Below are 24,414 nucleotides of genomic sequence, written 5' to 3' on the forward strand. Positions count from 1 at the left end.
GTACTTCCTTAATTTAGGGCTTCAGCCCTTTTGGATTGTAGTGCCTATGGTACTTCCTTAATTTAGGGCTTCAGCCCTTTTGGATTGTAGTGCCTATGGTACTTCCTTAATTTAGGGCTTCAGCCCTTTTGGATTGTAGTGCCTGTGGTACAAAGTCACTTTGATAGAAACACGCCTCCCTTCCACCGCTCATTTTCTGGTTCATCAACAGCCCTGGTTGCCAGCAACAAAAAAAGTCTCACCCATCCGATGATAGGTGAGACCCTGAGGTTATTGTAGCAGCTCCCGATAAGGAGTCAGATCGACCTCTTTTTTGTTCAAGGTTTCAATCAACCACTTGTGATCCCGTTTAGGTGTGGCCAGGATATAGCCGCGAATGATCAGACCCTCACTCATCCGATCCGCCTTTTCCTGAAGGGCCAGTTGCCCGATTTTCCCAGCGATGGTGCGTTGGGCAGTGTCACGAAAAGGACTGGGAACCGGTTGGGTCAACTCTTCCAAAAGAGCTAATTGTTCCTCGGTCCACAGATGACGGGTTTTTTCTATATAATAATCCTGCCAGTCCAAATCCGACTTGCCATCTTCTTTAGGCATGCCCTTCAAAAACTTGCGGAACATGAAATAACCGCCGGTCGCAAAAAACCAGACCATGAACAAAAACCAGGGGATCATCACCCATAGGATCCAATCCGGCATGGTGAACCACCTCAGCAGGGGCACAAAAGCACCCGGACAGTATCTGTTATTTTGACATACACCATTCCCCTTCAGAGGGGGCCAAAAAACACTTCACTGACTATTATAGGATGGAATCCAGACTCCCTGCAAGCTGAGATCTGGCACCCGAGCAACCGGGGAAGACCTGTGGGAAGAAAGGAAACGCACGACCCAGAAATATAAAATATAACCAATCTAAACATCTCTCAGGAAAAAGGTTCTGTTTCTTAATGACTTCCAGTATGATATATATTGTATCTTGGGAGGAGAGAAAAGGGATGAACGCTCGAAAATTAAAATCCATGGGTCGGTTATTTTGGAAGGCGATGATGACCAAAAAATGGTGGATGCTGGTTCTCTCCACCACGCTGCTCATCATCATGGGGGGATGCACCGCTGTGATGATGACCACCAACCTTTACGACCTGGAAAGCTTAAAAAACATGCAATTCGTCACCACAATCTATGACCATCAAGAAAAAAAAGCAACCACCCTGGGAGATGAGCAAAGAGAGTATGTGGAACTAGACAAGGTAAAAACCCCGGATTTGGCAAAAACCTTTGTCTATGTGGAAGATGAACGCTTCTACAAACATAACGGGGCAGATCTGAAGGGTCTCGGCCGTGCCCTTGCAGTGGACTTGCTCACCATGAGTCCCGCTGAGGGCGGGAGCACGATCACGATGCAGGTAGCCCGCAATCTGATTCTCAACGACAAAGACAAAACCTTCATGCGTAAGGTAAGCGAAATCACTCTTGCCTACAACCTGGAGCGCAAATACACGAAGAAGGAAATTTTGGAAGGTTATCTGAACTATATTTATCTGGGAAACAGCGTATCCGGAATTCAAATGGCATCCAAAATCTATTTTGGCAAGGATTTGACCAAAGAAAAGCTAGAGCCCCACGAGGTCGCTCTCTTAGCGGGATTGCCCAAGGCTCCCGAGGGATACAACCCCTATCAAAACCCCAAGGCTGCCAAGCAGCGACGCAATGTGGTGCTGAAAAAGATGGCTGAATTTGAATTGATCACCGAAGAAGAGAAAGAGAAGTATCAGAAAAAAGACCTGGGAATCGACCAGAAACACCTCAATAAATACAAGAAGCCGGAAAATTTCCAGGCCTACAGGGAACATTTGTTGAAAGAGGCGGAAGAGCGTTACGGCCTCAACTCACAAGAACTGGTGAACGGGCGGTATAAAATATACACCGGCTTAAACAAAAAGGCGCAACTCTCTTTGGAGCGAGCTCTCAAGGATGACTCCTTCTACAAGGGAAGCGACAAGTTGGATGCCGGAGCCACCTTGATCGACCCTAAAACCGGGGCGATTGCTGCTATCGGAGGCGGCCGCCATTACCTTCCCGGTTTTCCCAACCGGGCTTTGGCCCCGATTCAACCCGGTTCATCGATCAAGCCTTTGACGGTGTACGCACCTGCTATCCAAGATAAAGGGTACAATGAAAACAGCATGGTATCCGATGATCCCTTTACCTATAAAGGGTGGTCACCACGAAACATGGACCGGACCTTTCATGGCACAGTTCCCTTAAAAGTCGTTGTTGCAAAATCCCTCAATGCGTCGACGGCACGCCTGCTCACTGAAGTGGTGGGTATAGACAAAGGCTACAAATACGGGCAAAAGCTAGGCCTGAATCTGGAATCGGCGGACAAATCGCCAGCGCCCTTGGCACTGGGGGGTCTGACTAAAGGGGTCAATACCGTACAGATGGCCCAAGCCTACTCCACTTTTGCTCATAATGGCAAGTATAATGAAGCCCATACGATTACCAAAATCCTGGATGTAGACGGCAATCTGGTGCAACCCAAGAAGAAAGTGAAAAAAGATGTGAAGGTCTTCTCCAAAGACACGTCTCAAACTATGACTCGGATTCTGAAGTATGCCGTGGACTACGGTTCCGGACAGAATGCTCAACTCCCCGATGGCCGGGATGTAGCGGGCAAGACAGGGACCACCCAAGGTAGCAAAATTGCGTGGTTTGTGGGGTATACTCCGGAATATTTGATGGCTACCACCGTCTTCAATGACAATGGCGGCCAAGTGGATCTGACCGGTGGTGAATACCCGGCGAGGATCTTTCACCAAGTGATGAGCGATGCTGTGAAAGGAACCAAGGTCAGTCGGTTCAAAACATCCTCTGGAGGCGGCACCTCCAAAGGAAACAGCAACAACTCTGGCGATGGCGGGTGGAAAACCTTCCACGGTGATGACAATCAAGGCCAACAGGAACAAAAACGCGATGGAAATAACTCCAACACGAATCCCGATCCGAACCCTAACGGAGATAACCAGGGACAACCTGGGGATCCGAATGGAACCCCTCCTCCCAGTCAACCACCTGGGCGTCCTGGGAATAACCAAGGGGGAGACGACACACCCGGCGGCGACGACGGACCGCCAGATGATGGCAACAACGGGAACCCCGGCGGTGACAATGGCGGCGGTAACCCACCCCCTAGCAATGACCAGGGAGGAAACCCCGGTGGAAATGAAAACGGCGGATAAAACCAAGGCCCTCCAAACAACCCCACTGCCGACTGGCAGTGGGGTTGTCTTATACAGAAACAGGCCACATTATTTTTTCGACTAATAGACAGGATAAAGTCTGCCGTAGCAGTGGAATTACTTGAACTTGCTCAGATCTGGATAACCACTAACAGCCCAGGCACCATCCACCAGCAGGCTTGCGCCATTCACATAAGAGGCGTCATCACTGACCAAAAACATCGCAGGTCCTGCGATTTCATCGGGATCAGCAGCTCGTCTCATGGGTATACGTTCCATATATGCTTCATTAATCGCTTCCACACCGGTTAACCCGCTCGTGAGAGGAGTGGTCACCAATCCAGGCAGAATGGCGTTGACTCGGATGTCATGCTGCGACAGTTCCAAAGCGGCATTTTTCGTCAACATTTCCACTCCGGCTTTTGCCGATGAATACGCTGCCCCATAAAACATAGGTACATGTGCATTTAATGAGGCCACGTTTACAATCGCTCCCCCACCGTGTTCCTTCATATATTTCGCTTCATGTTTTAAAGACAAAAATACACCTTTGAGACATAAATCGACTGTGAAATCCCAATCCTTTTCACTTTGCTCAACAATCGCTCCCTCTTTGGAAGCACCCGCCACATTGAATGCACAATCCAATCTCTGAAATGTATCCACGGTTTTTTGGACCAATGCTTCAATATCCGCTTCTTTCGTGACATCGGTTACAGATCCAATTAAATTTCCTGGATGCTTTTCTTCCAGTTCCTGCAACTTTTCGCTGTTCAAATCTGCAACCGCTACTTTAGCACCTGCATTTAGCAAACGTTGCACGATCGCATACCCAATGCCTGAAGCTCCGCCTGTCACAATCGCGACTTTTCCAGATAAATGGGTCATTTGAATACCTCCATGAAATTCAATGTAGAAGAACAGGCGTGTTGATTAACCATATCAGCTAGGAAATAGGGTCGGGATGGTGGGGCTTTGATTCGCCTTTGCACCCATAGGGCACAAGTCTCGCCAGGGTCGCTTTCCGCTCCCGGGTCTCGCTATCCTTTCTTTGCAAGAGATCGTAGCCCTCCCACCCTCCCCGTCCCCTCAAGCAATATTTTACGATAGAGGCAAGGGGAAGAGCGAAAGGTCAGCTTTGTTTCGCCGCCCATTCCCTGGTTAATCAACTACCTTGGTAGAAGAACCGTCTTACTGGATCCTCACTGGACTTCAGGCTCTTCCATCCATTTTACACCTGCATTCCCGGGTTGATACAGGAGCGTTGACTCCATTTTTTTCATTCCCAATAAATCAAACTGTCCTCATATATAAAGCCAGTATCAATCTATCAATCCTTTCTTCTCCAGGAACTCCCGGGCTACATGGGCCGGATCTTCATCTTTAAAGTCGACCCGGTGGTTCATCCGTTGCATTTCCTCTTCTGTGATCTGCCCTGCCAGTCGGTTGAGGGTCTTCTCCAGTTCCGGATGTTTCTCCAAGGTCTCCTGTCGCATGAGGGGGGCTCCCTGGTAAGGCGGGAACAGATTTTTATCATCTTTCAGCGCTATTAGGTTGTATTCGATCATATAACCGTCAGTGGAGTAGGCATCGATCAGATCCACATCTCCGCTCTGAATCGCTTTCGAGCGCAGTCCGGCGTCCATGGTCCGAATATGAGGCAGGGTCAGCTCATATTTTTGACGAATGCCCTGGTATCCATCGGAACGGTCCTTAAACTCAAAGGTAAATCCTGCCGTCAGATCCGCAGCGTGAGGCCGGAGATCGGAGATGGTGTGGAGGTTGTATTTTTTCGCTGTTTCCTGACTTACCGCCAAAGCATAAGTATTGTTGTAGGCCATCGGTTTCAACAACACCATGTCGTACTTCTTTTTCATCCCCTCCGCAGCTTGGCGATACACCTGATCCTGATCCGTACCGACTGCCTCTTCCTTCAAAAGGCTGGTGATGGCGGTACCCGTAAACTCCGGATAGAGATCGATATCCTCTTTTTGCAGAGCCTTGAACAAAAAGTCGGTACCTCCCAGGTCTGACTTCAGTTTGACATTCAGATCCGTCTCCTCTTCAATCAAGAGCTTGTACATATGGATTAAAATCTCTGGTTCCGCACCCAACTTACCACCGATCACTAGATCTCCTCCCGATCCGGTGGCAACCAGAGGAGCCAGCGCTACCAGGGCGGCCACGGCCACCACCACGAGGATCGGTTTGAAGGATGCCTTCTGTGATCTTTTCTCTGTCAACCGAAGCACTCCGTCAAAAAAGAGAGCCAAAAGCGCGGCCGGAATCGCCCCCAAAAGGATATAGCCGTTATCCGCTCGCTGAATCCCCGTCAGAATCAGATCTCCGAGTCCTCCCGCCCCGATGAGTGCGGCCAGGGTGGCGGTGCCCACGATCAATACCATCGCCGTCCGGACACCCGCCATGATCACAGGCATCGCCAGAGGCAACTCCACCTTGACCAACCGGTGCCAGGAACTCATTCCCATCCCTGTAGCAGCTTCGATCAGGGCCGGATCCACTTCCCGGATGCCGGTATATGTATTACGGAGGATCGGTAGCAAGGCGTATGCAGTCAAGGCGATGACTGCCGGGGTTTTCCCGATCCCGATCAGGGGAATCATAAATCCGAGCAAAGCTAGACTCGGGATCGTCTGCAAAACAGCTGTCACTCCGATCACCGGTTCCGCCACTCGCTGTCTCCGTGTCAACCAGACCCCCAAAGGCAGGGCGAGCAACACGGCAATCAGGAGGGAAAGAAGGGAGAGTTGTAGATGCTCCCAAGTAGTTTGCAGCAGAATATCAGAGCGTTTTTGCAGCAACTGAAACCACTCGCTCAAAATATTCACGACCTCCGCCCCCCTGCATCCACCTGTTCCAAATACTCCACGATGCTCCGCCAGCTCAATACACCGACCAACTCCTCCCCTTGGAGAACAGGCAATTGATCACACTCGGTTTCCCGGAAAACACCCAAGGCCTCCTGCAGGCAGGTGTCATGAGAAAGGATTGGCACATCCCGATGCAGGGTTCCTCCCTCCCAGCGACCCAAAAAGCGGTTCCCTTCTCCCCGGAGAAACAGGGGCTCCTCTTCGCCGGTCCAACGGTCGGCCTCCGCTTCATCAGTCACCAGGCGACTGTGCCGGTCCACCATCACCTCGACAGCGGTCATCCAAGGACTCTTGCGATCACCGACAAACTGCTTTACAAAGTCATCCTCCGGGTGGAGAAGCAACTCTTCCGGCGTATCGATTTGGACTACTCTCCCCTCCTTCATCAGACAGATGCGGTCCCCCAAAGCTAGGGCCTCGTCCATATCGTGGGTGACAAACACCACCGTCTTGCGAATCTCCCGCTGTAAACTCCGGATGTCCTGCTGGAGTCGTTCCCGGCTGATCGGATCCAGAGCACTGAAGGGCTCGTCCATCAAGATCAGATCCGGATCCGCCGCCAAGGCCCGGGCTACCCCGACCCGCTGTTGCTGGCCTCCGGACAATTCCGCCGGTTTTCGGTTCCGATAGGCAGTCGGTTCCATCCCCACCATCTCCAGCAGCTCATCCACGCGTCGGTGGATCCGGAGCCGATCCCACTTTCTCATCTCCGGGACCACGGCGATATTTTCCGCCACACTCATATGGGGGAATAAGGCGATCTGTTGCAGAACATACCCAATATTCCAGCGCAGTTCATGGATAGGCAAGGTATGAATTTCCCGTCCGTGGAACAGGATCTCCCCTTTTGTCGGTTCAATCAGGCGATTGATCAGTTTCATGGTGGTGGTTTTGCCACAGCCACTGGGACCGATCAGGACAAAAAACTCCCCTTCCTTCACGTCAAAGTCCAGGGATGTCAACGCATCCGTGCCATCCTCATAGGTTTTGGACACGGAGGAAAATGTGATCAAAAGAAGCCCTCCCCCTTTGCTGACAGCGAACATAATCTTTATATCCCTTTCCGTTTCCCTTCATGTGAAAACCTGTTTTTTAGCCGGAACAATGGATATGACAAAGTTATGAGTTTTTCTGTCCAGTCCGTAGCGATTGACAGAAAGGGGACAAAACTCCGGTGAATTTGTGTAAAATGAAGGAGAAGGAGGAGGGTTCTATGTATCAAGTAAACAATCGGATTTCGGTAGATTCTCGAGAACGCCTACAGTCACTGGTGGAGCGCTTCCGTCGGGCTCCTGAAAGTATGAAACAGGTGCCCGGCTTCATTTCCTTTCGACTCCTGAAAGCGGAGGATGAAACCTACTTGGTGGCAGAGACGGTTTTCAACAGCAAGGAGGATTTTATTCGCTGGACGGAGAGTGAACACTTCACCCAAGCCCACGGAGGACGCAAAGGCTCAGCCCCCTCACAGAACAGCGGTGCAGAAGGGTTTGAGATCCTCATCGGCTAAATCCGTTGAACCACAGATGCTAAGAAAAGGGGAGAACCCATGATGGATTACAAAATTGCCTTGTTTGTCCATGTGTTGAGTGTCGCCAGCTGGTTTGGTGGATTGACGGTGATGACCGTCTGGTTGCGCAAATCGACCAAACTACATGATACAGGCATCTCCATGGACCAAAGCCTGAAAAACGTTCACAATCTGAATGTCCGCATGATGGTTCCCGTGGCCGTCCTTGCTCTGATCAGCGGATTGTATATGCTGATCCAAGGTGATATGAAACCATTGTACCTGGTCATTAAAGAACGGTTTGCAAGCTTGATCGTCCTCGCCTATGTGGTCGGTTTCCCGATCTACGGCGGCCGACTCTTCAAAAAGTTGCAGGGAGAGACCGATTCCACAGCCAAGACTGCAATTGTCAAGCGTTATATCAACCTCCTCAACCTAACTTTGCTCCTGCTCGTCTTCATCCTTCTGGTCGTCACCTTCAAATTCCAATAAGTCGGATGCCGCCGCCGTTTCAGGTCGGCGGATTTTTTTATTTCAGGTGAAACTTATAGGCGACTGATCCGTAAATATAAGACGACAATTATGTTCCGGGAGGGATACTGGAATGGACTGGACCCTTGTTTTTTGGGGATGTTTTCTGGTCGGAATTCTGTTCACCGCACTATCCTGGATCATCGGGAACCTGCTAGAGGGATTGGTGGAGGGAGTCACGAGCGGTGCTCCTCTGTTCCACCCGATGATCTGGGTAGGAGCTTTGACAGTTTTCGGGACGGCGGGCCTCATCCTGTCAAAAACCACCCCCTTGAAGGGGAGCTTCCTCAGCTTATCGGCCTTGGGGCTAGCTGGGGTGGCTACTTTCCTACTATACCTTCGGGGGGCTAAATCGATAGGAAATGCGGAGAGTTCCGCCGATTTGATCGGACGGCAGGGGAAGGTGACCACGACCATTCCCGCCGGAGGTTGTGGAGAATTGCTGATCTGGACAGGTGACAAACACACCAACCAGATCGCCTTCAGTCATTATCATCATCCGATCCCTCAGGGGGCCTCCGTGATCATTCGCAAGGTGGAAGAGTCCATCCTGTGGGTCACCCCGATTGAACCTCACCCCGATAAGGAGTGAACCCATTGTGTCCCTTGAATAGGAGGCACTACCACCTGAATACCAATCGATTCAGCGAAGAAGTCCTACAGGAGAACGATCAGGAATGGCTATACCTTCGGCCATAAAAGCCTGCGATGTGCAGGCTTTTATGGCAAACTGAGATTATCTTTCTTTCGCTTTCGTAACCACCCCCTCTTTCGGAATTTCCGATTGTGTATCTCGCACCACCCTTCGCCCCCACACCACGCCGATCCAGGCTCCCACCATCAGAAAAAAAAGGATCCCGTAGGCCCAAGCGGCCCCTCGCTCGGGAACCATTTGGGTAAAAAGACCCAGAAATAAAATTCGCAAGATATACCCCAGGGCCTGGAAAAAACTGTTCACCCTGCCGATGAAGGAGTTGGGCACTCGCTCCATCATCAGGGTATTGCGGGCCACTCGGGTCCCGGCATTGCCCCAACCGAACAGTACCTTCATCGTCAGGAAGACCCCCACCATCGGGACCCAAGCCAGGACCGCCGTCGACAACGTGAACAGTCCTACGGTGATGAGGAGCGCAACATAGGAACCCCAGCGGCGTGCCAGCCAGGGGAGGGTGAAGCCCGCCGTCACCGCTCCGACGGCATACAACATCTCCTGCAATCCCATCACTATGACATCCGACTTTAGAGTATCCACCACATAGAGGGGATTCAGATAATTACTAGCCATCACCCCGATAAAGGGAAGCATCGTGCAAAAGAAAAAAAGAGTTAACCCCCTCCGGCTACGCAGATAGGATAGGCTTTGAGAGAAATCGTTCCACCATCCACCTGCACCTGGGGGGAGCGCTGTCTGCCTGCCAGGATGCCTGTAAGGGAGGAGAGAGATCAGAATCAGAGCGAACAAAAAAGTAGCTGCGTTGATCAACAAAATCCAATGAAGATCCACCACACCCAACAACAGGCTCCCTAGGCCCCCGCTAATCACCGTCGCCACCTGACTCTGCACTTCCAACAAGCTGTTCAGGATCCGATATCGGGAGCGGTCGAAGATCTCCTGTACAAGGGCGAACTGGGTCGGGAAGTGAAGATTGTAATACAGAGTACTGGAAGCGCTGACCACTACCAGTTGCCAGGGAGCAAAGGTCCCCTCGAACCATCCCCAAAGGGCAAAGGGGAGCGTCACCGCCCATCCCAGGAATTGATTTAACTGCAATAAACCTTTGCGGGAGAAACGGTCTACCCACACGCCGATGAGGGGAGAAAGCAGGAAAGAAACCCCCGTCATCCCAAACATCAGATATCCAAACACCGCTTCCCCACCAGGCTGTTGAATCAAGAACCAGGGAATGGCGATTCCCGAGATCCCCGTACCTACAGAGGAGGCAATGTTGGCTGTCAACAACAGATAGATTCTCCGATCTTTCAAAAGAGGTTCCATAAGTTCACCTGATTTCCACCGTTATTCCCCGCCATCATACCACCCCCTTCCCCGCCCCACTTCCTCTAAAGGCCTGTGAAGTAGCTACCAAAAAAGCCCCGTCTAGACGGGGCTTTTCTCAGACCTAGGTCTTATCCTTCTACTCAGGTCTGTCGTTTTTTTCTTCCTTCTTCTGCTTCGTTGCTTCCTCCTCCCCATATGGGGGAATCAGCCCCAGCTTCTGGGCATCTTCGATTCGGTAACTAATCAGCACGTACTGGTAGGTCCCCTTTTCATTTTCATCCTCATCAAAAGGATAGGGAAAATCGGGATCCGGCCACTGGGTGATCTCTTCCCCCTCCTTCGACCAGGCCTGGTGCACCCGCCTGAGAGATTCCATCCACTCTTTAGCGGTGATGTATTCGCTTTGGCTATTGATGCTCAATTGATAGGGAAACTTCTCGATCCTCTGCCCCGCCTGCTCCCGCTCTTGCAAGATCCGTGTCATCTGTGCAAACATCCTCAGACCGGGATCTACATTTTGCCGGATGGCTGCGATGGCCAGATGGGGATTCTCTGCCCACACTTTCGGATCCGTCCGGTAAATCACATCTTCGAGATTGGCGGTTTGATAAACTCGCTCCGTCAGGTTCCCCACCTGACGGGTTTCAGCCACTTCCAGCATCTCAAACTCCACCAGTTTGTTCACATGATAATAGAGACGGGAAGGCTGTTCCCCCAAGGCTTCCGCCAGTTGTTTCACCGTCCGCGGTTCCTCGGTGCACAGATGCAGGATCCGATGTCGACGGGGATCCGAGATCAGCTTCATCCACTCGATGTTATCTACCTTTCGCCATTTGGTCAAAACCGGGTGCCTCCTTGTTCCTGAAACCCTTTTTCTCAGGATAACACACCCGTCTCAACCGGTACGAGCAGGGCTTCAATCCCAAGTCCACACCATCTTCACCTGCCATAGAACCCACCACATAAAGAGAGTCATGAGGACCCCTGCCACCAGAAGAATCCAGGGCATCGGAACCCCCATGGACAGAATGATCGAAACCAATCCGTGGGAAAGAGGAATCAGCCCCATCGAACCGGTGGACAGCAGGCTGGAGATCCTCCCTAATTTATCTGGTTCCACTCTTTCCTGAATCAGGGAACTAGACAGAATATTGCCTGCCGACAGGAAGGCACCAAAGGGGATCAGCACCAGCAAGGCCTGCCACAGGGTGCTCACTTGCCCGAAGAGCGCCAGCATCACCCCCACCAGACTGATGAGGATAATATTGCTGACCGCCCGTCTGCGCCGAAGATTGAGCCAACCGACCGACACGGCTCCCAGAACCATGCCACCGGCCAAAGCGCTTTCCAAATAGCTGAGATCCAGCGCATTCCCCTGCAGATACTGATCCACCATCACCGGAAGGGAGATTTGTCCCGGACCGGTCAAAACCAGGTTGGTAAACAAGCTAATCCCCATGATGACAAACACAAACCGGGTTTGCCGGGCATATCGGAGTCCTTCCTGTAGCTCCTGCAATGGAGAGGTGGCGGGCCGGGATAGACTACTACCCGCCGATTCCAATTTGATAAACAGGATGACAATACTTCCCAGCAACAAAAACACAGCCGCCAACCCGAAGGAAGCAGTAAAGGAGCCATAAGCGACGGCAAATCCCGCCACGGCCGGCCCCACCACCATGGAAACCTGCTGAGTCGTCTGTACCAGGGCGTTAGCCCGAGTGAGCTGCTCTTTGGCGACTAGAGCCGGGAGAAGGGATTGGGACGCCGGCCAAAAGAAAGCATCCAAAACACCGAAGCACACAGCAAAAATCATCAATCCCCCATAGGGAAGGCTTCCGGCGGCCAACAACCCCACCATCCCTGCCACCAGTACGCATCGGGTAAAATCCGACACAAACAATACTCGCGTTTTAGAAAAACGGTCAGCGACCACGCCTCCGATCACCATCAGGAAAACCCGGGGCAGGGTGGTCGCCATCAATACCCATCCCAACCCCTCCGGACGCCCCAATCCCCGTACCACATACCAGGACTCAGTTAATAGATAGATCGACAAGGCCAACCCAGACAGGGTACCCGCCAGCCACATCATCACAAACTGGCGATTGTGAAGCAACGGAACCGCAGGCTTTTCCGCTTCCACCCCCGTGTTTACCGCCAAATTCCCCACTTGCCTCTCCCCCTTTAAACCCATCCTAACCCGATGCCATCCCATCGGCTCCAGTCGGCCCACTCCTCACCAGAACGGATTTCCTCCCCATTGAAATAAATTTTAGCGATGAAATTATCTTTAGTAAAGGTTTTTTTATGTTACCCACGAAAAATCCGGTAAGGTTTTTTTATGTTTACCCACGAAAAATCCGGTCCTGAGTGCAGGACCGGATTTTTTACCTTCCCTTATTCTATTACCTCAGCAGTCGCAAACCGTTCAGGATCACCAGTAAGGTGCTACCTTCGTGGCCGACCACGCCCCAGGGCAATGGGATCCCCTGGATGAAGTTGGTAAGGATCAGAAGTGCGATCACCCCGAGTGCAAAGAAGAGATTCTGCCGAACAATCTTCCAGGTTCGTTTGCCAAGGGCGATCGCCTCCGCCACCTTGTTCAGATCATCATTCATCAGGACCACCCGGGCGGTTTCTAGAGCGACATCACTACCCGCCGCCCCCATGGCGATGCCCACAGAGGCAACCGCCAAGGCCGGCGCATCATTCACTCCGTCCCCCACCATCACCACAGGACCATATTTTTTTTCCAACTCCCGGATCGCCTTCACTTTCTCTTCCGGAAGCAATCCTGCACGAACTTGTTCGATTCCGGCCTGTCCGGCGATCGCCTCGGCAGTTTGTTGACGATCCCCAGTCAGCATCACAGGGGTCACCCCCAGCTTCTGCAACTGTTCCACGGCGGCCTTCGCTTCCGGACGGATGGTATCTTTGAAAGCGATCAACCCCATAGGGCCTGCTTCACCGGCAAGGCAGACCACTGTCTTGCCTTCCGCCTCCAATCGCATCAACGAATCGGTCCCCATTCCCTCAGGCAAGAGCCACGCCGGCTTGCCCAAGCGCCGGACCTGTCCGTCCCACTCCGCCTCCACACCCCGGCCGGTTTGGGATTCAAACCGTTCGGGTTGTCGGAAGGTGACTCCCCGCCGACCCGCTTCGCCGACGATGGCCCGGGCCAGAGGATGCTCCGACAGAGACTCCAGCGTCGCTGCCTCTTGCAACAGCCGCTCCTCATCAATCTCTTGTAGCGGGATCAAGTCGGTCACCGCAAGCTCCCCCTGGGTCAGGGTTCCCGTCTTGTCAAAAGCGACTACCTGGGCTTGCGCGAGCGTTTGGACATAAGCCCCTCCCTTAAATAGTAGCCCTTTGCGGGCACCACTGGACATAGCGGAGAGGACCGCCGGCATGATGGAGGCGACCACAGCACAGGGGGAAGCCACCACCATAAACACCATCGCCCGGTAAACCGTGTCTCCCCAGCTCCATCCCAGGAGAACAGGAGGGATAAGAAGCAACAGACCGGTCACCCCTAGCACAGCTTTAACATAGATCCCTTCCAATCGTTCGATCTTACTTTGGGAAGGGGGCGCCTGTTCCTCCGCTTCCCGAACCAGACGCAGGATTTTGGCAAAGGTGCTCTCCTCCGCCCGACGGTCCACACGGATGAGGAGAGAGCCCGTTCCATTCATCGTGCCGGCAAAAACCTCCATCTCCTCGCTTTTTTCCACCGGAACCGATTCCCCAGTAATCGTGGCCTGGTTCACTTCCGATGCCCCCCGGATCACCGTTCCGTCGGTGGGAATCTGTTCTCCGGGTTTCACTAGAACCCAGTCCCCTACACGCAGTTGGTCGATGGAGACCTCCCGTTCTTCTCCCTTCACCCAAATCCGGGCCGTCTCAGGCTTCAATGAGAGAAGGGCCGACAAATCCCGACGGCTTCTTTGCTCCGAATACGTCTCCAAAGCCCCACTCAAGGCGAAGATAAAGATCAATAGCGCCCCTTCAGCCCAATACCCGATCCCTGCTGCTCCAGCGGCTGCCAACAGCATTAGCAGATTGACATCCAATTTCTTCTCTTTTACAAGGGAGACCACCCCCTCTCGAGCTTTGGCAAATCCTCCGATCACATAAGCGGTCAGGTACAAAATAACGGAGAGGGTTCCAAAGTTCCCTTCGCTCCACCAAGCCAGCAAGATCAACAAGCCACTGAGACCTGCTGCGATCGCTTCCCCATGAGTGGTAAAAAAATCAGACCTGTGATGGGGGTGATCGTTATATGATGGTTTTTCTTTCAAGCCGGAAGGGATCTGAACCGACGTTTTCACGTTCGTATTGATCATTCATAAACACCTGCCCCTGCTGTAGTTGATAATAAAATTCATTGTTATCCTCCCTGAAAGCAACACATGCTGCTCGCCGAACCCGGCAAACAGCATGACAAACACAAGAAGTAGGATCGATTTTTTCTTTTCAGTTTGGACTCCATAAGTAGTTTATAATTATTATAAAGTAATACTGATTATATGTAAACACCTTATCGCAGGTGATACCCAATAAAAACAATCCTCTATAGCTGATTCTGCACACATTTGTCAAAGAGGTGAATCCGCGTGCGTTTCAAGGAGGAAACATTTATACTGAAAAAAGGTTACTCCGTCTAAGGGGGGATAGTGGGATGAAACTGTTCATCCTTCTCGGAGCTATAAACATGTTTTTGGGCATCGCCCTCGGGGCCTTCGGCGCCCATGGCCTAGAAGGCAAAATATCTGAACGCATGCTGGCCAACTGGCAAACCGGGACTCAGTATCACATGATCCATGCCTTGGGACTCCTGTTTGTTGGTCTGCTGATGGGCCGGGTCAGTCCCTCTTCTCTGCTTCCCGCCGGCGGCTGGCTCCTGTTGGCAGGAATTGTGCTGTTTTCTGGAAGCCTGTATGTGATGGCCTTAACCAACGTAAAAATTTTGGGGGCCATCACTCCCATCGGCGGAGTCTCCTTTCTGGTCGGTTGGGTATTGATCGCCATCGCGGCCATGAAATAGCCGAACATATAAAAACCACCCACATTTTGATGGTGCGGGTGGTTTTTATATGTTCGGTTTCCAGCAGTCAAACTTGCTTTTGCTTGTTTGCATACTCTCGCAGCAGGTATTTCATCACCTTGCCCATACCGTTTTTGGGGAGTTCATCGACGAAAACCACTTCATGCAGGTTATAATCGGGGAGGTTCTGACGCGCATGGCGAAGAATTTCATCTGGAGTGATTGAGGCATCCGCTTTCTTGACTACATAAGCCCGAGCCAGCTCGCCCCATACTGGATGCTCCACCCCCACGACCGCCGACTCCATGACGTCTTCCAATTGAGAGAGGACCTGTTCCACCTGTGCCGGGAAAACTTTTTCCCCACTGGTGATAATCATATCCCGTAAACGGTCCACTACATAAAGCAATCCTTGATCATCCATCCAGCCCACGTCTCGGGTGTGGTACCAACCTTTTTGGATCACTTCCTCCGTCGCTTTTTCTTGGTTCCAATATCCTGCGAAAACCAACGGACCCCGACAGACCACTTCGCCGATTTCTCCCGAGGGCAAAGCCTCTCCTGTGATAGGATCCAGGATCTTCATCTCCGTCAAATAGACCGATTTCCCCACCGAGTCACAATTCTCCAATCCCATATCAGGCGTCCAATAAGTAATTGCACCGGTATATTCCGTGGCCCCATATACCTGAACCACCTGGTATCCCAATTCATACATCCCACGAATCAGATTTTCCGGGACCAAGGATCCTCCACATAAGATCATCCGCAGATCCGGAACATCGACTTCCTGTGATTTCACCCCTTCATACATAAAGCTCAGCATCGAAGGAACGGACATCATCCCGGTGATTTTTTCCGCCCGGATAAGATCCCAAATCTTCAAGGGATGAAATTCGTTACCCACTACCAAGGCCATACCCCGGATCAAACAACCGATGATAAACATCATCCCGCTGATATGAAAGAGAGGAGTGACGAAGAGAAAGCGATCTTGCGCCCGCAAATCCAAGGTCATCGTGTTGGATAAACCACCGGCATAGATATTGGCGTGGGTACAGACCACTCCCTTGGGTCGACCGGTGGTTCCCGATGTGTAAATAATCAAGACGGGATCTTCTTCCTGTACATCCACTTCCGGTTCGGTGACGGGATACCCTTCGACCAGATGTTCAAAAGCAGAGGGATCCTCCCCGTTAGCTACACAAACCTCCATCTCGATAAAAGAAAACTCACCCAACAACGGGGTGACCTGTTCAAAGTCCCCGTCATGAAACAGCACTTTAGGGGTGCAATCCTGGAGAATATAGCGAAAGTCATCTGTCTTCAACCGCCAGTTCAGAGCTACAGTGACTGCTCCCACTTTGGCCGCTGCCAAATAGACAATGGGCAGTGGGTGACTGTTTTTGCTGATCACCGCAATCCGATCCCCTTTTTTCACCCCGATCCGAAGCAGAAAATGAGCCGTTTGATTTACGATGGCATTATACTCCCGGTAAGTGAATCGTTTCGTAGAGGATACCAGAGCTTCCCATTCCGGCGATAGTCGGGCTCGATGCAACAACAAATCTCCAATAACAGCCATATGTACCTCCTAAGTAGCAATTTAGTATATAAATTCAGGCGTGTTGATTCGCCCTATTTAGGGTGGGGAGATCGTGTTCACCCACGCGACCGTTGCCATCCGGCAAGGAAGTGAAAACTGGCCGCTCCAAATCTGACCATCGGGCAGGGGCAAATCCTCACGGAAGCAACACAGGGAAGATGTTGTCCCTAAACGCCCTCTCGTAAGACTTCTCCGCCGGGTAGGATGGAAACCTTGCTATCGAGATTGTAGTGCCTGTGGTGCTACCTTAATCCAGAGCTTCAGCTCCTTTGGATTGTAGTGCCTATGGTACAAAGGTCGCTTTGCACCCACAGGGCACAAGTCTCGCCAGGGTCGCTTCCGCTCCCAGGTCTCGCTATGGCAGCACACGACTCCCTTTCGCCGCCCATTTTCTGGTTAACCAACAGCCTTGATATAAATTATCTTAATTCATCCATTGCTTTTTTTAAATATCTACAGGTTTTTTCGACAATAAACGACATTTTTTCACCATAAAGTCTTATCCGTTACCTATCCAAACCCCATGAAGTCCCTGGAAAACGCAAAGTAAAACCTCTTACCATTTCCCTTTCCCACAAAATAGCAACCCATTTTTCGCTAGTTTTCCTTCAAGAAATCCCTCTTTTTCAGGAAGGTTCCACACAAGAATAAATTCTACCTCGGAGTTTTCCACCGCGGCGGATAGATCAGGTAGGTGGTTCCATTGGAATGTTTCAGCCACAATTTTTCCAGCTCCGACCGCTTGTAAGTGAACCGAACCTGGTCGTCTGCCGGCCCCGCCGGGTCATTGACCAGAACGTCCCCATGCTTGTCAAATCCTCGCACCACCAACAGATGACCGTTGGAACTTTGGATCGGACTACCGGTAAGTTCCCCCTTTTCAAAAGCCAAGCTAATGATCACCGGCACTCCCGTCTCTACCCATCTTTCCAGCTCAGCCATATTCTCCATTCGGACCACCTTGCCCTCTAAGCCCCGGGAAGCGGCATACGCCGTATTGAATGGCCAATTTCCAGCCCCGTTATAAACGGAGTCCCAGACCCCCTTCACCACAGTGGGCACCGATCGATTCCACTGGCTCTTTCCTGTGATATTCGCCCAATATGCCATCACCATGGATGTGGAAGTAGGAGAGCACCAGACTTCCCCGCCATCGGGATAGATCATCTGAGAACGCATCGGAACATCCAGTGAAGAAGGCACACCCCCGAATGGAACCCGCCCAGGCTCATTCTCTCCCAGAGAGAGGGTGAGGCCCAACGAACGAAATGTCGGGGTGAGAAGCCGGTTCTCAGTAAACAAGGTGACACGGGCTTGCACCTGGGAAGCCGGATGATTCATCAGCAATGTATCCGTCGCCACCCGGCCCTGCTCGTCCTTCTGTCCGCTGACCGAATGCCGTGGGAAGGGTTGATCATGGGAATGCCAAACCCCCATACTATACCAGCCTGTCCACCCGACCTCCGTCCGGGCCCGCAGCTCCACCTCCACCCAGGTCCCCTCCGGGGTCACAGCCTGCCAAGAAGCGATTCCCTCATCAAAATCGACTGCATCCACCGGAGCCGTCCAACGGCCATAATAATAATCACCGCCGTGATATCGGCCCGATGGATCGGTGCCCTTGTGAAGCCGATTCCGGTTCAACACCAAGTTGGATCCTTTTTTATGAGTGCCATCAAAGTGTCCACCCTTAAAATCCTTCACTTCCCGGAAACTCTTATTGCCCACTTTTCCCTGAGCCTCTGCCATCGGTGACCAGATTCCCAGGATCAATAACAATGAAAGAGCTACAAACCCCAACCGCTCCTTCATTCCGACACCTCCTGATCGAATGGGTTCTCTAAACATTTCTCCCTTCAGATCCTCGTTCCTGCAAATTAGTTAGAAATATCTGACTAAAAATCTGAAATAAAGGAAAACCGCCCGTCATCCAATTCTTCGGACAACGGGCGGTTTTTTTCAGCGAATCACGCGACGGGCACTGACATAGCGCTCGCTCCAGTAAGGTTCACTCAGACTGCTGATGGTGACATCACTTCGGGGATTGGTGGCATGAATCAGCTTCCCATTCCCTATATAGATGGCGACATGGCTGATCCCTCCACCCCCGGTCCGGAAAAAGACAAGATCTCCTTTTCTCAAGTTTGAGCGGCTGACTGCAGATCCGTAAGCGGCTTGGGCAGAGCTGGTCCGGGGAAGATCATATCCTTTTTGTTTAAATACAAACCGGGTGAATCCGGAACAGTCAAAACGCTCAGGTCCTTCCGCCCCGTACTGATAAGAGGCATTCAAGAGGCCACGTGCTTCTTGGATGATCGCATTCGCCATTCCTTGTACCTGCCCTTGAGCTTGGGATTTTCCAGAAAGCTGGGTCTTTCCCTTCCTGTCTTGAGATTCCTCCGCTGATGCTGAGGTAGAGATGTCAGCCGAAGATTTCACAGATCCGTCCACACGAATCCGATCCCCGACATAAATCCGGTTCGGGTTTTCCACCTGCGGATTCTTCTTCAACAGCGCTTTTAAACCGATTTGGTGTTTCGCCGCAATTTTGCTCAGAGTGTCTCCCTTTTTGACTACGTAATAACCTGCGGATCCCTTAGCATCACTGGAGCCTGGGTTCGCCCCCATATGCATCCGGATCCCGGAAGAGAGCACATGAAACTCCATCTTCTGAGGGGCTTGTTGCACAGAGGGGATTTTCTGAACCGATTGACGACCTTTGTTCACATGGGAATCTGTTTTTTCATCCTGCTCCGGGATGGTCGCGGCTTGGGCTGACTGAGTACCCAACAGCAGGGAACCGACCAGGGTCAGGGAAGTCATCACCTTCTTGTCAGGATGATAAACCATCAAATTCCTCCATTTCATTTCATCCTCCCGGTCCTGTAACAGAGACCACCTCCATAACGAAAACCGGAAACCGGGTCTTACAAATTGGATAAGATGATGATTTTCATATATATGGATCCACTTGCGAGAATATGACTTTCATAGACAGCAAGCCTCTCCACGCTGCGTACACTCTCCCCATACCGGAGATATTCAAAAGATCCTGTCGGCTGTTCCCGACAGGATTTTTCCCTTTGTTCATTTTTCCACAGAGGTCAGGCGTGTTGATTAGCCATATTTTGGATGGGGAGATCGTGTTCTACCACGCGACCGTTGCCATCCGGCAAGGAAGTGAAAACTGGCCGCTCCAAATCTTCCGATCGGGCAGGGGCAAAGCCTTACGGAAGCAACACAGGGAAGAATGTTGCCCCTAAACGCCCTCTCTCCAGATTCTCCGCTGGGTAGGATGGCTACCTTCATCTAGAGCTTCAGCTCCTTTGGATTGTAGTGCCCATGGTACAAAGGTCGCTTTGCACCCATAGGGTACAAGTCTCGCCAAGGTCGCTTCCGCTCCCAGGTCTCGCTATGGCAGCACACGACTCCCTTCCGCCGCCCATTTTCTGGTTAATCAACAGCCCTGCACAGAGGTATATTTCAGCAGAAAAGACGGACCTGCTGGGGGGCGGACCAGGCCTTTGACGTTTTCCCTCCACAAATAAGTGTAGGAGCGATAATACAGGGGAACCATCGGCGCTTTCTCCAGCAAAATCTGTTCCGCCTTCCCGGCGATTCTCACCTGTTTCTCCAAGTCGCGAGTATCCTCTGCTGCACGGAGCAACCGATCATACTCCGGATCACTCCAACCCCCATAATTATAAGGCCCATCTGTCCTCCACACATCCATAAAATAGAGAGGATCATTGTATGCAGCGCCCCAGGTGGCAAAGGCGATATCATAATCCTTCTTCATCAAGGAGTCCAGATAAGCTTTCAAGGGTTGCGTCCGGACCTTCACTTCCAACCCCAGCTGATGCTTCAACTGCTCCTGAATAAACTCGGCGGTCTTCCGGTTCAGTTCCGTGTCATCGGTGAGATACTCCAGTTGAGGTGCCTTTTTCATCCCCAATTCCTGCAAACCTTCTCGGAACTGTTTTTTCGCTGTGGCCGGATCCATTTTTGGTTTCTTTTCAGTAACGATTTCCCGGAAAGTTTTCTCCCCATCTCCCGTGATTCCAGGTGGAACAAAGCCGTAGGCTGCCGGGGCCACATCCTTCAATACCACCTTGGAGTGGGCCTCTCGGTCAATAGCCGAAGCCACTGCACGGCGAACTTTTTCATTGGAAAACAATTTCTGCTCTTGATTCATCACCAGATAACCCAGGGAGGCACCGCTGACCGATTTGAAATCTTTCCGATCCTTAAACTGGCTGGAAAAGTCTCCGCCCAGCTTGGTAACATCCAGTTCTCCGGTGTTATAGAGGTTCACTCCTGTCCCCGGATCTTTCACCACTTTCCAGGAGACCTCATCCAGCTTGACACGATCTTTGTCCCAATATCCTTCGTTTTTTACATATTTCCATCCGGAGTTGTGTTTCCAATCCGCCAGTTTGAAAGGACCGTTGTACAACAGCGTGTCCGTCTCTTGAGCATAACGTTTGCCCATCTTCTCCACAAAAGCTTTTTTTTGCGGGTAGAAGGAGGGAACCGTGGTTTTGCTCAGAAAGGCGGGCACGGGATGTTGCAAGGTGACTTTCAAAGTTTTGTCATCCAGCGCTTTCACCCCGACACTTTCAGCCTTCCCTTTCCCTTGATTGTACTTTTGCGCGTTTTCTATATCATAGAAAATAAAAGCGTATTCGGATGCCGTTTTGGGATTAAGCGCCCGCTTCCAAGCATATTCAAAATCCTGCGCTGTGACCGAAGAACCATCCGACCAGTGGGCATCCCGCAGATGGAAGGTATACGTCTTTCCATCCTGGCTCACCTTTGGCATCTCTTTGGCTACCCCTGGCACCAGCCGTTTGTGAGGGTCAAGAGTCATTAATCCCTCCATGGTGTTGGCCAATACAGTGAACGAAACACCGTCAGAACTCTTAGCACTATCCAACATCGGTGGTTCCTGCTCCTCGGACATCCCCAGTACCTTCTGCTCCCCTTGTCCTGATTGTTCGGAAGGTGCCGGCCCGCCACAAGCAGACAAGACCAGAGTCATAGCCATCAAGATCCATCCGACTTTTTTCATTCTCTCAATCACCTAGTTTCCCTGTTTATTTAGTTGGTTATAACCCATCCTACTACCAACTGAACAAAAAAAATAGCGCTGAGATAGTTTCCGGAAAAGTAAATTTAACGGAACTAGAACCCATCGTGTGTTGATCCGACTTATGGATAATATCCGCAAATCGGGAACAATTATTGTATCGGGCGTCATTACCAAAAATCCTTTTTAAGGGAACCCAGGGAAAGGTGGACATGTGTGTTGATTAGCCACATATTGGGCATGAGAAGATCCTGTTCACCTATGCGACCGTTGCCATCCGGCAAGAAAGTGGAGACTAAGAATCCTCCGATCAGATAGGGTGGAAAAGCCAAGCGAAAAACACAAGAAAGAATGTTGCCCCTAGGGCTTCCGGTCAATTCAAGTGTTAAGAAAAGACGGTCCCCTCGGGTTTGACCAGCAAGTTCTATCCCGAAAGCGGGGCAAGACATCGGAGGGAGGATGGGGTTTCACATAGAATCAGGGCTGTTGATTAACCAGTAAATGGGTGAAGGAAACTAAATCGACCTTTCGCTCTTCCCACTGCCCCATCGTAAAATATGGCTTGAGTGGGACGGGAATGGTGGGGCGGCTACGATCTCTTGCAAAGAACGCATAGCGAGACCCGGGAGCGGAAAGAGACCCTGGCGAGACTTGTGCCCTATGGGTGCAAAGGCTCTTCACCGTCCCACCATCCCGACCTTATTTCCTGCCTAAAATATGGCTAATCAACACGCCTGACATGGAATGACTTTGGCTCATCAGAACTTTGACGCCGAAATGTGAAACCCCACCCCGATCAGCCCAGTCCTACATATGGATTTACCAGACACACCCTCCAGTCAGACTTCACCACGGGGTAGGTAGGAACGAGGTTCCTTTGTGCTCGCCTCCCGGACTCCTGTGAGGTAAGCATCAATCAGCAAATGGAAACTTACATCCAGATCCAGGGGAAGCCTGAATCCACCCACCTGCTCCAAAGAGGTGAATCCGTGTAAGATGCTACGCAATCCCCGTACAACGTGAAGGGCGGTCTCTTCGTCTAAATCGTAAACTTCCAGTACCTGCAGGATCAAGTCTACAATGGGACTGCCCGCCTCTTTCACCGAAGTATCCCGTGGATCGGAGCGAAAAGTGGCTTCATATAATCCAGGATGCTCCCTGGCAAAAGTCAAGTAAGCATCCCCCATCCTGTGCAGTGCATCATCTCCCGCCCGACCCACCACAGCCTCTGTCATGGCACGGTGAAGACATCTATAACCATGAACTGCCAGCTGGATACGCAAATCCGGTAAACCCTCCACATGGTTATAAAGAGAGGGAGAACGTACACCCAGCTCGCGAGCCAGAGAGGCCAAGCTAACAGCATCCAGTCCCTGGGCATCTGCCATGTCCGCAGCTGTCTGTACAAGGGTGGAAAGAGAGAGACCGATCTTGGGTGATATGATTACCGCCTCCTTTACGATGATGCCCTTTGCAAGTTGCGTTCCGCTTCGGCAATGGCCCGGTCGATGGCGGCTCCCGGTTGGATCAGCATATCTCCATGCCCTACAGCCAGGAGGGATGGATCCAGTTTACGCAACTTACGGGCGCTTTCCAAAGAAAGCCGCTGGTTCCAGGTAGCTAGGGCCGGAAAGGGAAACCGCCATCGTACTTGTCCCGCAACCGCCACCCCGCCTCGGGTTTGAAAAGCGTCACCGGCAATCAGCGCGTGATTACGTGTGTCCAGGAAGGACATCGATCCTGGCGTATGTCCCGCTGAAGTCACTGCCAGCAGCGAACCGACTTGGTCCCCCTCCCGCAACCACACCTCTCCCCGCGTTTTCAGGCCACTGGGGACTCCGCCACGGATCGGAGTTTCAGGTTCTCCAGGATCCAAAGTTCGATCTCCAGTCAACAAACGGGCATCCCGGTGGGAAATATGAACCGGCACATCAGGAAGTTCTGCTTTTAATGCGTCTAGTGCCCCCACATGATCATTGTGGGCATGAGTCAATAGAATCCTGGTAATCGGCTTCCCCATCTCCTTCGCCGCCTGCAAAATCCCTCTCATGCTGTAGGGGAGTGCCGCATCCACCAGAGTCAATTCTTTCTCTTCCTCCACCAGATAACAGTTGACGGGAAACATCCGGGGTAAAAACGTCAACTGAGTCAAAAACTGTTCACGAAGTATTCGCATAGAAACTCCTCTCCATACTAGTGCCCCTTCAGGCAACTTTGATCTCGTTTTTCAGCAAGGCGGGGGCGGGATGGTGGGGCGGCTCCGATCTCTTGCAAAGAGCGCATAGCGAGACCGGGAACGGAGTGACCTTGGCGAGACTTGTGCCCTATGGGTACAAAGGCGAATCAAATCCCCACCATCCCATCCCATCTGTGATTTTCCACACAATGTTAGCTGAGGGGGCACTAGATAATAAGGTTAGTTTCATTATAACTAATGATATTAGTTTTGTATATGTAAATTGGACTGTTGATGAACCATAAAAATGGATGATGGGAACGAAA

The 24,414-nt window shown here is 51.5% G+C and carries 19 protein-coding genes; 5 read left to right on the top strand and 14 right to left on the bottom strand.

Going from position 1 to position 24,414, the window contains the following annotated elements:
• Window positions 1-270 precede the first annotated feature (270 nt).
• Window positions 271-696, bottom strand: a complete 426-nt coding sequence (locus tag JOD24_RS13455) for a DUF2621 family protein (protein ID WP_429247084.1) — start codon at window positions 694-696, stop codon at window positions 271-273.
• Between the two features lie 299 nt (window positions 697-995).
• Between JOD24_RS13455 and JOD24_RS13460 the strand changes: the two genes are divergently transcribed.
• Window positions 996-3,242 carry a transglycosylase domain-containing protein gene (locus JOD24_RS13460; protein ID WP_380164801.1) on the top strand — a complete coding sequence of 749 codons (2,247 nt, stop codon included), beginning with the start codon at window positions 996-998 and terminating at the stop codon, window positions 3,240-3,242.
• 117 nt (window positions 3,243-3,359) lie between these two features.
• On the opposite strand, the gene JOD24_RS13465 is transcribed toward JOD24_RS13460, so the two are convergent.
• The 3 genes from JOD24_RS13465 to JOD24_RS13475 all read right to left on the bottom strand — a co-directional run bounded on the left by JOD24_RS13465 (window position 3,360) and on the right by JOD24_RS13475 (window position 7,146).
• A complete protein-coding gene (locus tag JOD24_RS13465) occupies window positions 3,360-4,130 on the bottom strand; it encodes an SDR family NAD(P)-dependent oxidoreductase (protein ID WP_380164803.1) in 771 nt (256 codons plus the stop codon).
• 434 nt (window positions 4,131-4,564) lie between these two features.
• On the bottom strand, window positions 4,565-6,082 hold the full coding sequence (locus tag JOD24_RS13470; protein WP_380164971.1) for an ABC transporter permease/substrate-binding protein: 1,518 nt from the start codon (window positions 6,080-6,082) through the stop codon (window positions 4,565-4,567).
• 5 nt (window positions 6,083-6,087) lie between these two features.
• Window positions 6,088-7,146 carry an ABC transporter ATP-binding protein gene (locus JOD24_RS13475; RefSeq protein WP_380164805.1) on the bottom strand — a complete coding sequence of 353 codons (1,059 nt, stop codon included), beginning with the start codon at window positions 7,144-7,146 and terminating at the stop codon, window positions 6,088-6,090.
• Window positions 7,147-7,346: 200 nt separating this feature from the next.
• Here JOD24_RS13475 and JOD24_RS13480 point away from each other — a divergent pair, with 200 nt between their 5' ends.
• From JOD24_RS13480 to JOD24_RS13490, 3 genes are all read left to right on the top strand, one after another.
• On the top strand, window positions 7,347-7,640 hold the full coding sequence (locus tag JOD24_RS13480; RefSeq protein ID WP_380164807.1) for an antibiotic biosynthesis monooxygenase family protein: 294 nt from the start codon (window positions 7,347-7,349) through the stop codon (window positions 7,638-7,640).
• A 42-nt stretch (window positions 7,641-7,682) separates the two neighbouring features.
• Complete coding sequence (locus tag JOD24_RS13485) at window positions 7,683-8,132, top strand: hypothetical protein (protein WP_380164809.1); 450 nt, start codon at window positions 7,683-7,685, stop codon at window positions 8,130-8,132.
• A gap of 112 nt (window positions 8,133-8,244) precedes the next feature.
• Window positions 8,245-8,763, top strand: a complete 519-nt coding sequence (locus JOD24_RS13490; RefSeq protein ID WP_429247085.1) for an NfeD family protein — start codon at window positions 8,245-8,247, stop codon at window positions 8,761-8,763.
• A 144-nt stretch (window positions 8,764-8,907) separates the two neighbouring features.
• Here the strand turns inward: JOD24_RS13490 and JOD24_RS13495 are convergent, their stop codons facing one another.
• The 4 genes from JOD24_RS13495 to JOD24_RS13510 all read right to left on the bottom strand — a co-directional run bounded on the left by JOD24_RS13495 (window position 8,908) and on the right by JOD24_RS13510 (window position 14,516).
• On the bottom strand, window positions 8,908-10,167 hold the full coding sequence (locus tag JOD24_RS13495; protein ID WP_429247086.1) for an MFS transporter: 1,260 nt from the start codon (window positions 10,165-10,167) through the stop codon (window positions 8,908-8,910).
• Between the two features lie 139 nt (window positions 10,168-10,306).
• Window positions 10,307-11,011, bottom strand: coding sequence for a helix-turn-helix domain-containing protein (locus JOD24_RS13500; protein WP_380164815.1), 705 nt, complete (start codon window positions 11,009-11,011; stop codon window positions 10,307-10,309).
• Between the two features lie 75 nt (window positions 11,012-11,086).
• Window positions 11,087-12,343: an MFS transporter gene (locus tag JOD24_RS13505; protein WP_380164817.1), complete on the bottom strand. Its 1,257-nt coding sequence runs from the start codon at window positions 12,341-12,343 to the stop codon at window positions 11,087-11,089.
• Between the two features lie 235 nt (window positions 12,344-12,578).
• The gene (locus tag JOD24_RS13510; RefSeq protein ID WP_380164819.1) at window positions 12,579-14,516 is read right to left on the bottom strand and encodes a heavy metal translocating P-type ATPase; all 1,938 of its coding nucleotides are present in this window, start codon (window positions 14,514-14,516) and stop codon (window positions 12,579-12,581) included.
• 335 nt (window positions 14,517-14,851) lie between these two features.
• On the opposite strand from JOD24_RS13510, the gene JOD24_RS13515 reads away from it, so the two are divergent.
• Entirely contained in the window at window positions 14,852-15,217 is a 366-nt protein-coding gene (locus JOD24_RS13515) for a DUF423 domain-containing protein (RefSeq protein ID WP_380164821.1), read from the top strand.
• Between the two features lie 67 nt (window positions 15,218-15,284).
• Here the strand turns inward: JOD24_RS13515 and JOD24_RS13520 are convergent, their stop codons facing one another.
• The 6 genes from JOD24_RS13520 to JOD24_RS13545 form a co-directional block, all read right to left on the bottom strand.
• On the bottom strand, window positions 15,285-16,802 hold the full coding sequence (locus JOD24_RS13520) for a class I adenylate-forming enzyme family protein (RefSeq protein ID WP_429247087.1): 1,518 nt from the start codon (window positions 16,800-16,802) through the stop codon (window positions 15,285-15,287).
• 675 nt (window positions 16,803-17,477) lie between these two features.
• The gene (locus JOD24_RS13525) at window positions 17,478-18,635 is read right to left on the bottom strand and encodes a C39 family peptidase (protein ID WP_380164825.1); all 1,158 of its coding nucleotides are present in this window, start codon (window positions 18,633-18,635) and stop codon (window positions 17,478-17,480) included.
• A 147-nt stretch (window positions 18,636-18,782) separates the two neighbouring features.
• Entirely contained in the window at window positions 18,783-19,691 is a 909-nt protein-coding gene (locus JOD24_RS13530; protein WP_380164827.1) for a C40 family peptidase, read from the bottom strand.
• A 589-nt stretch (window positions 19,692-20,280) separates the two neighbouring features.
• Window positions 20,281-21,894 (bottom strand): peptide ABC transporter substrate-binding protein, encoded by a 1,614-nt coding sequence (locus JOD24_RS13535; RefSeq protein WP_380164831.1) that lies wholly within the window; start codon window positions 21,892-21,894, stop codon window positions 20,281-20,283.
• 857 nt (window positions 21,895-22,751) lie between these two features.
• Window positions 22,752-23,354 carry a TetR/AcrR family transcriptional regulator gene (locus JOD24_RS13540; protein WP_380164973.1) on the bottom strand — a complete coding sequence of 201 codons (603 nt, stop codon included), beginning with the start codon at window positions 23,352-23,354 and terminating at the stop codon, window positions 22,752-22,754.
• A 14-nt stretch (window positions 23,355-23,368) separates the two neighbouring features.
• Window positions 23,369-24,088 carry an MBL fold metallo-hydrolase gene (locus JOD24_RS13545; protein WP_429247088.1) on the bottom strand — a complete coding sequence of 240 codons (720 nt, stop codon included), beginning with the start codon at window positions 24,086-24,088 and terminating at the stop codon, window positions 23,369-23,371.
• Window positions 24,089-24,414: the final 326 nt, after the last annotated feature.

The sequence above is a fragment of the Kroppenstedtia sanguinis genome (assembly GCF_050433445.1).
In the GTDB taxonomy this organism is placed as follows: domain Bacteria; phylum Bacillota; class Bacilli; order Thermoactinomycetales; family DSM-45169; genus Kroppenstedtia; species Kroppenstedtia sanguinis.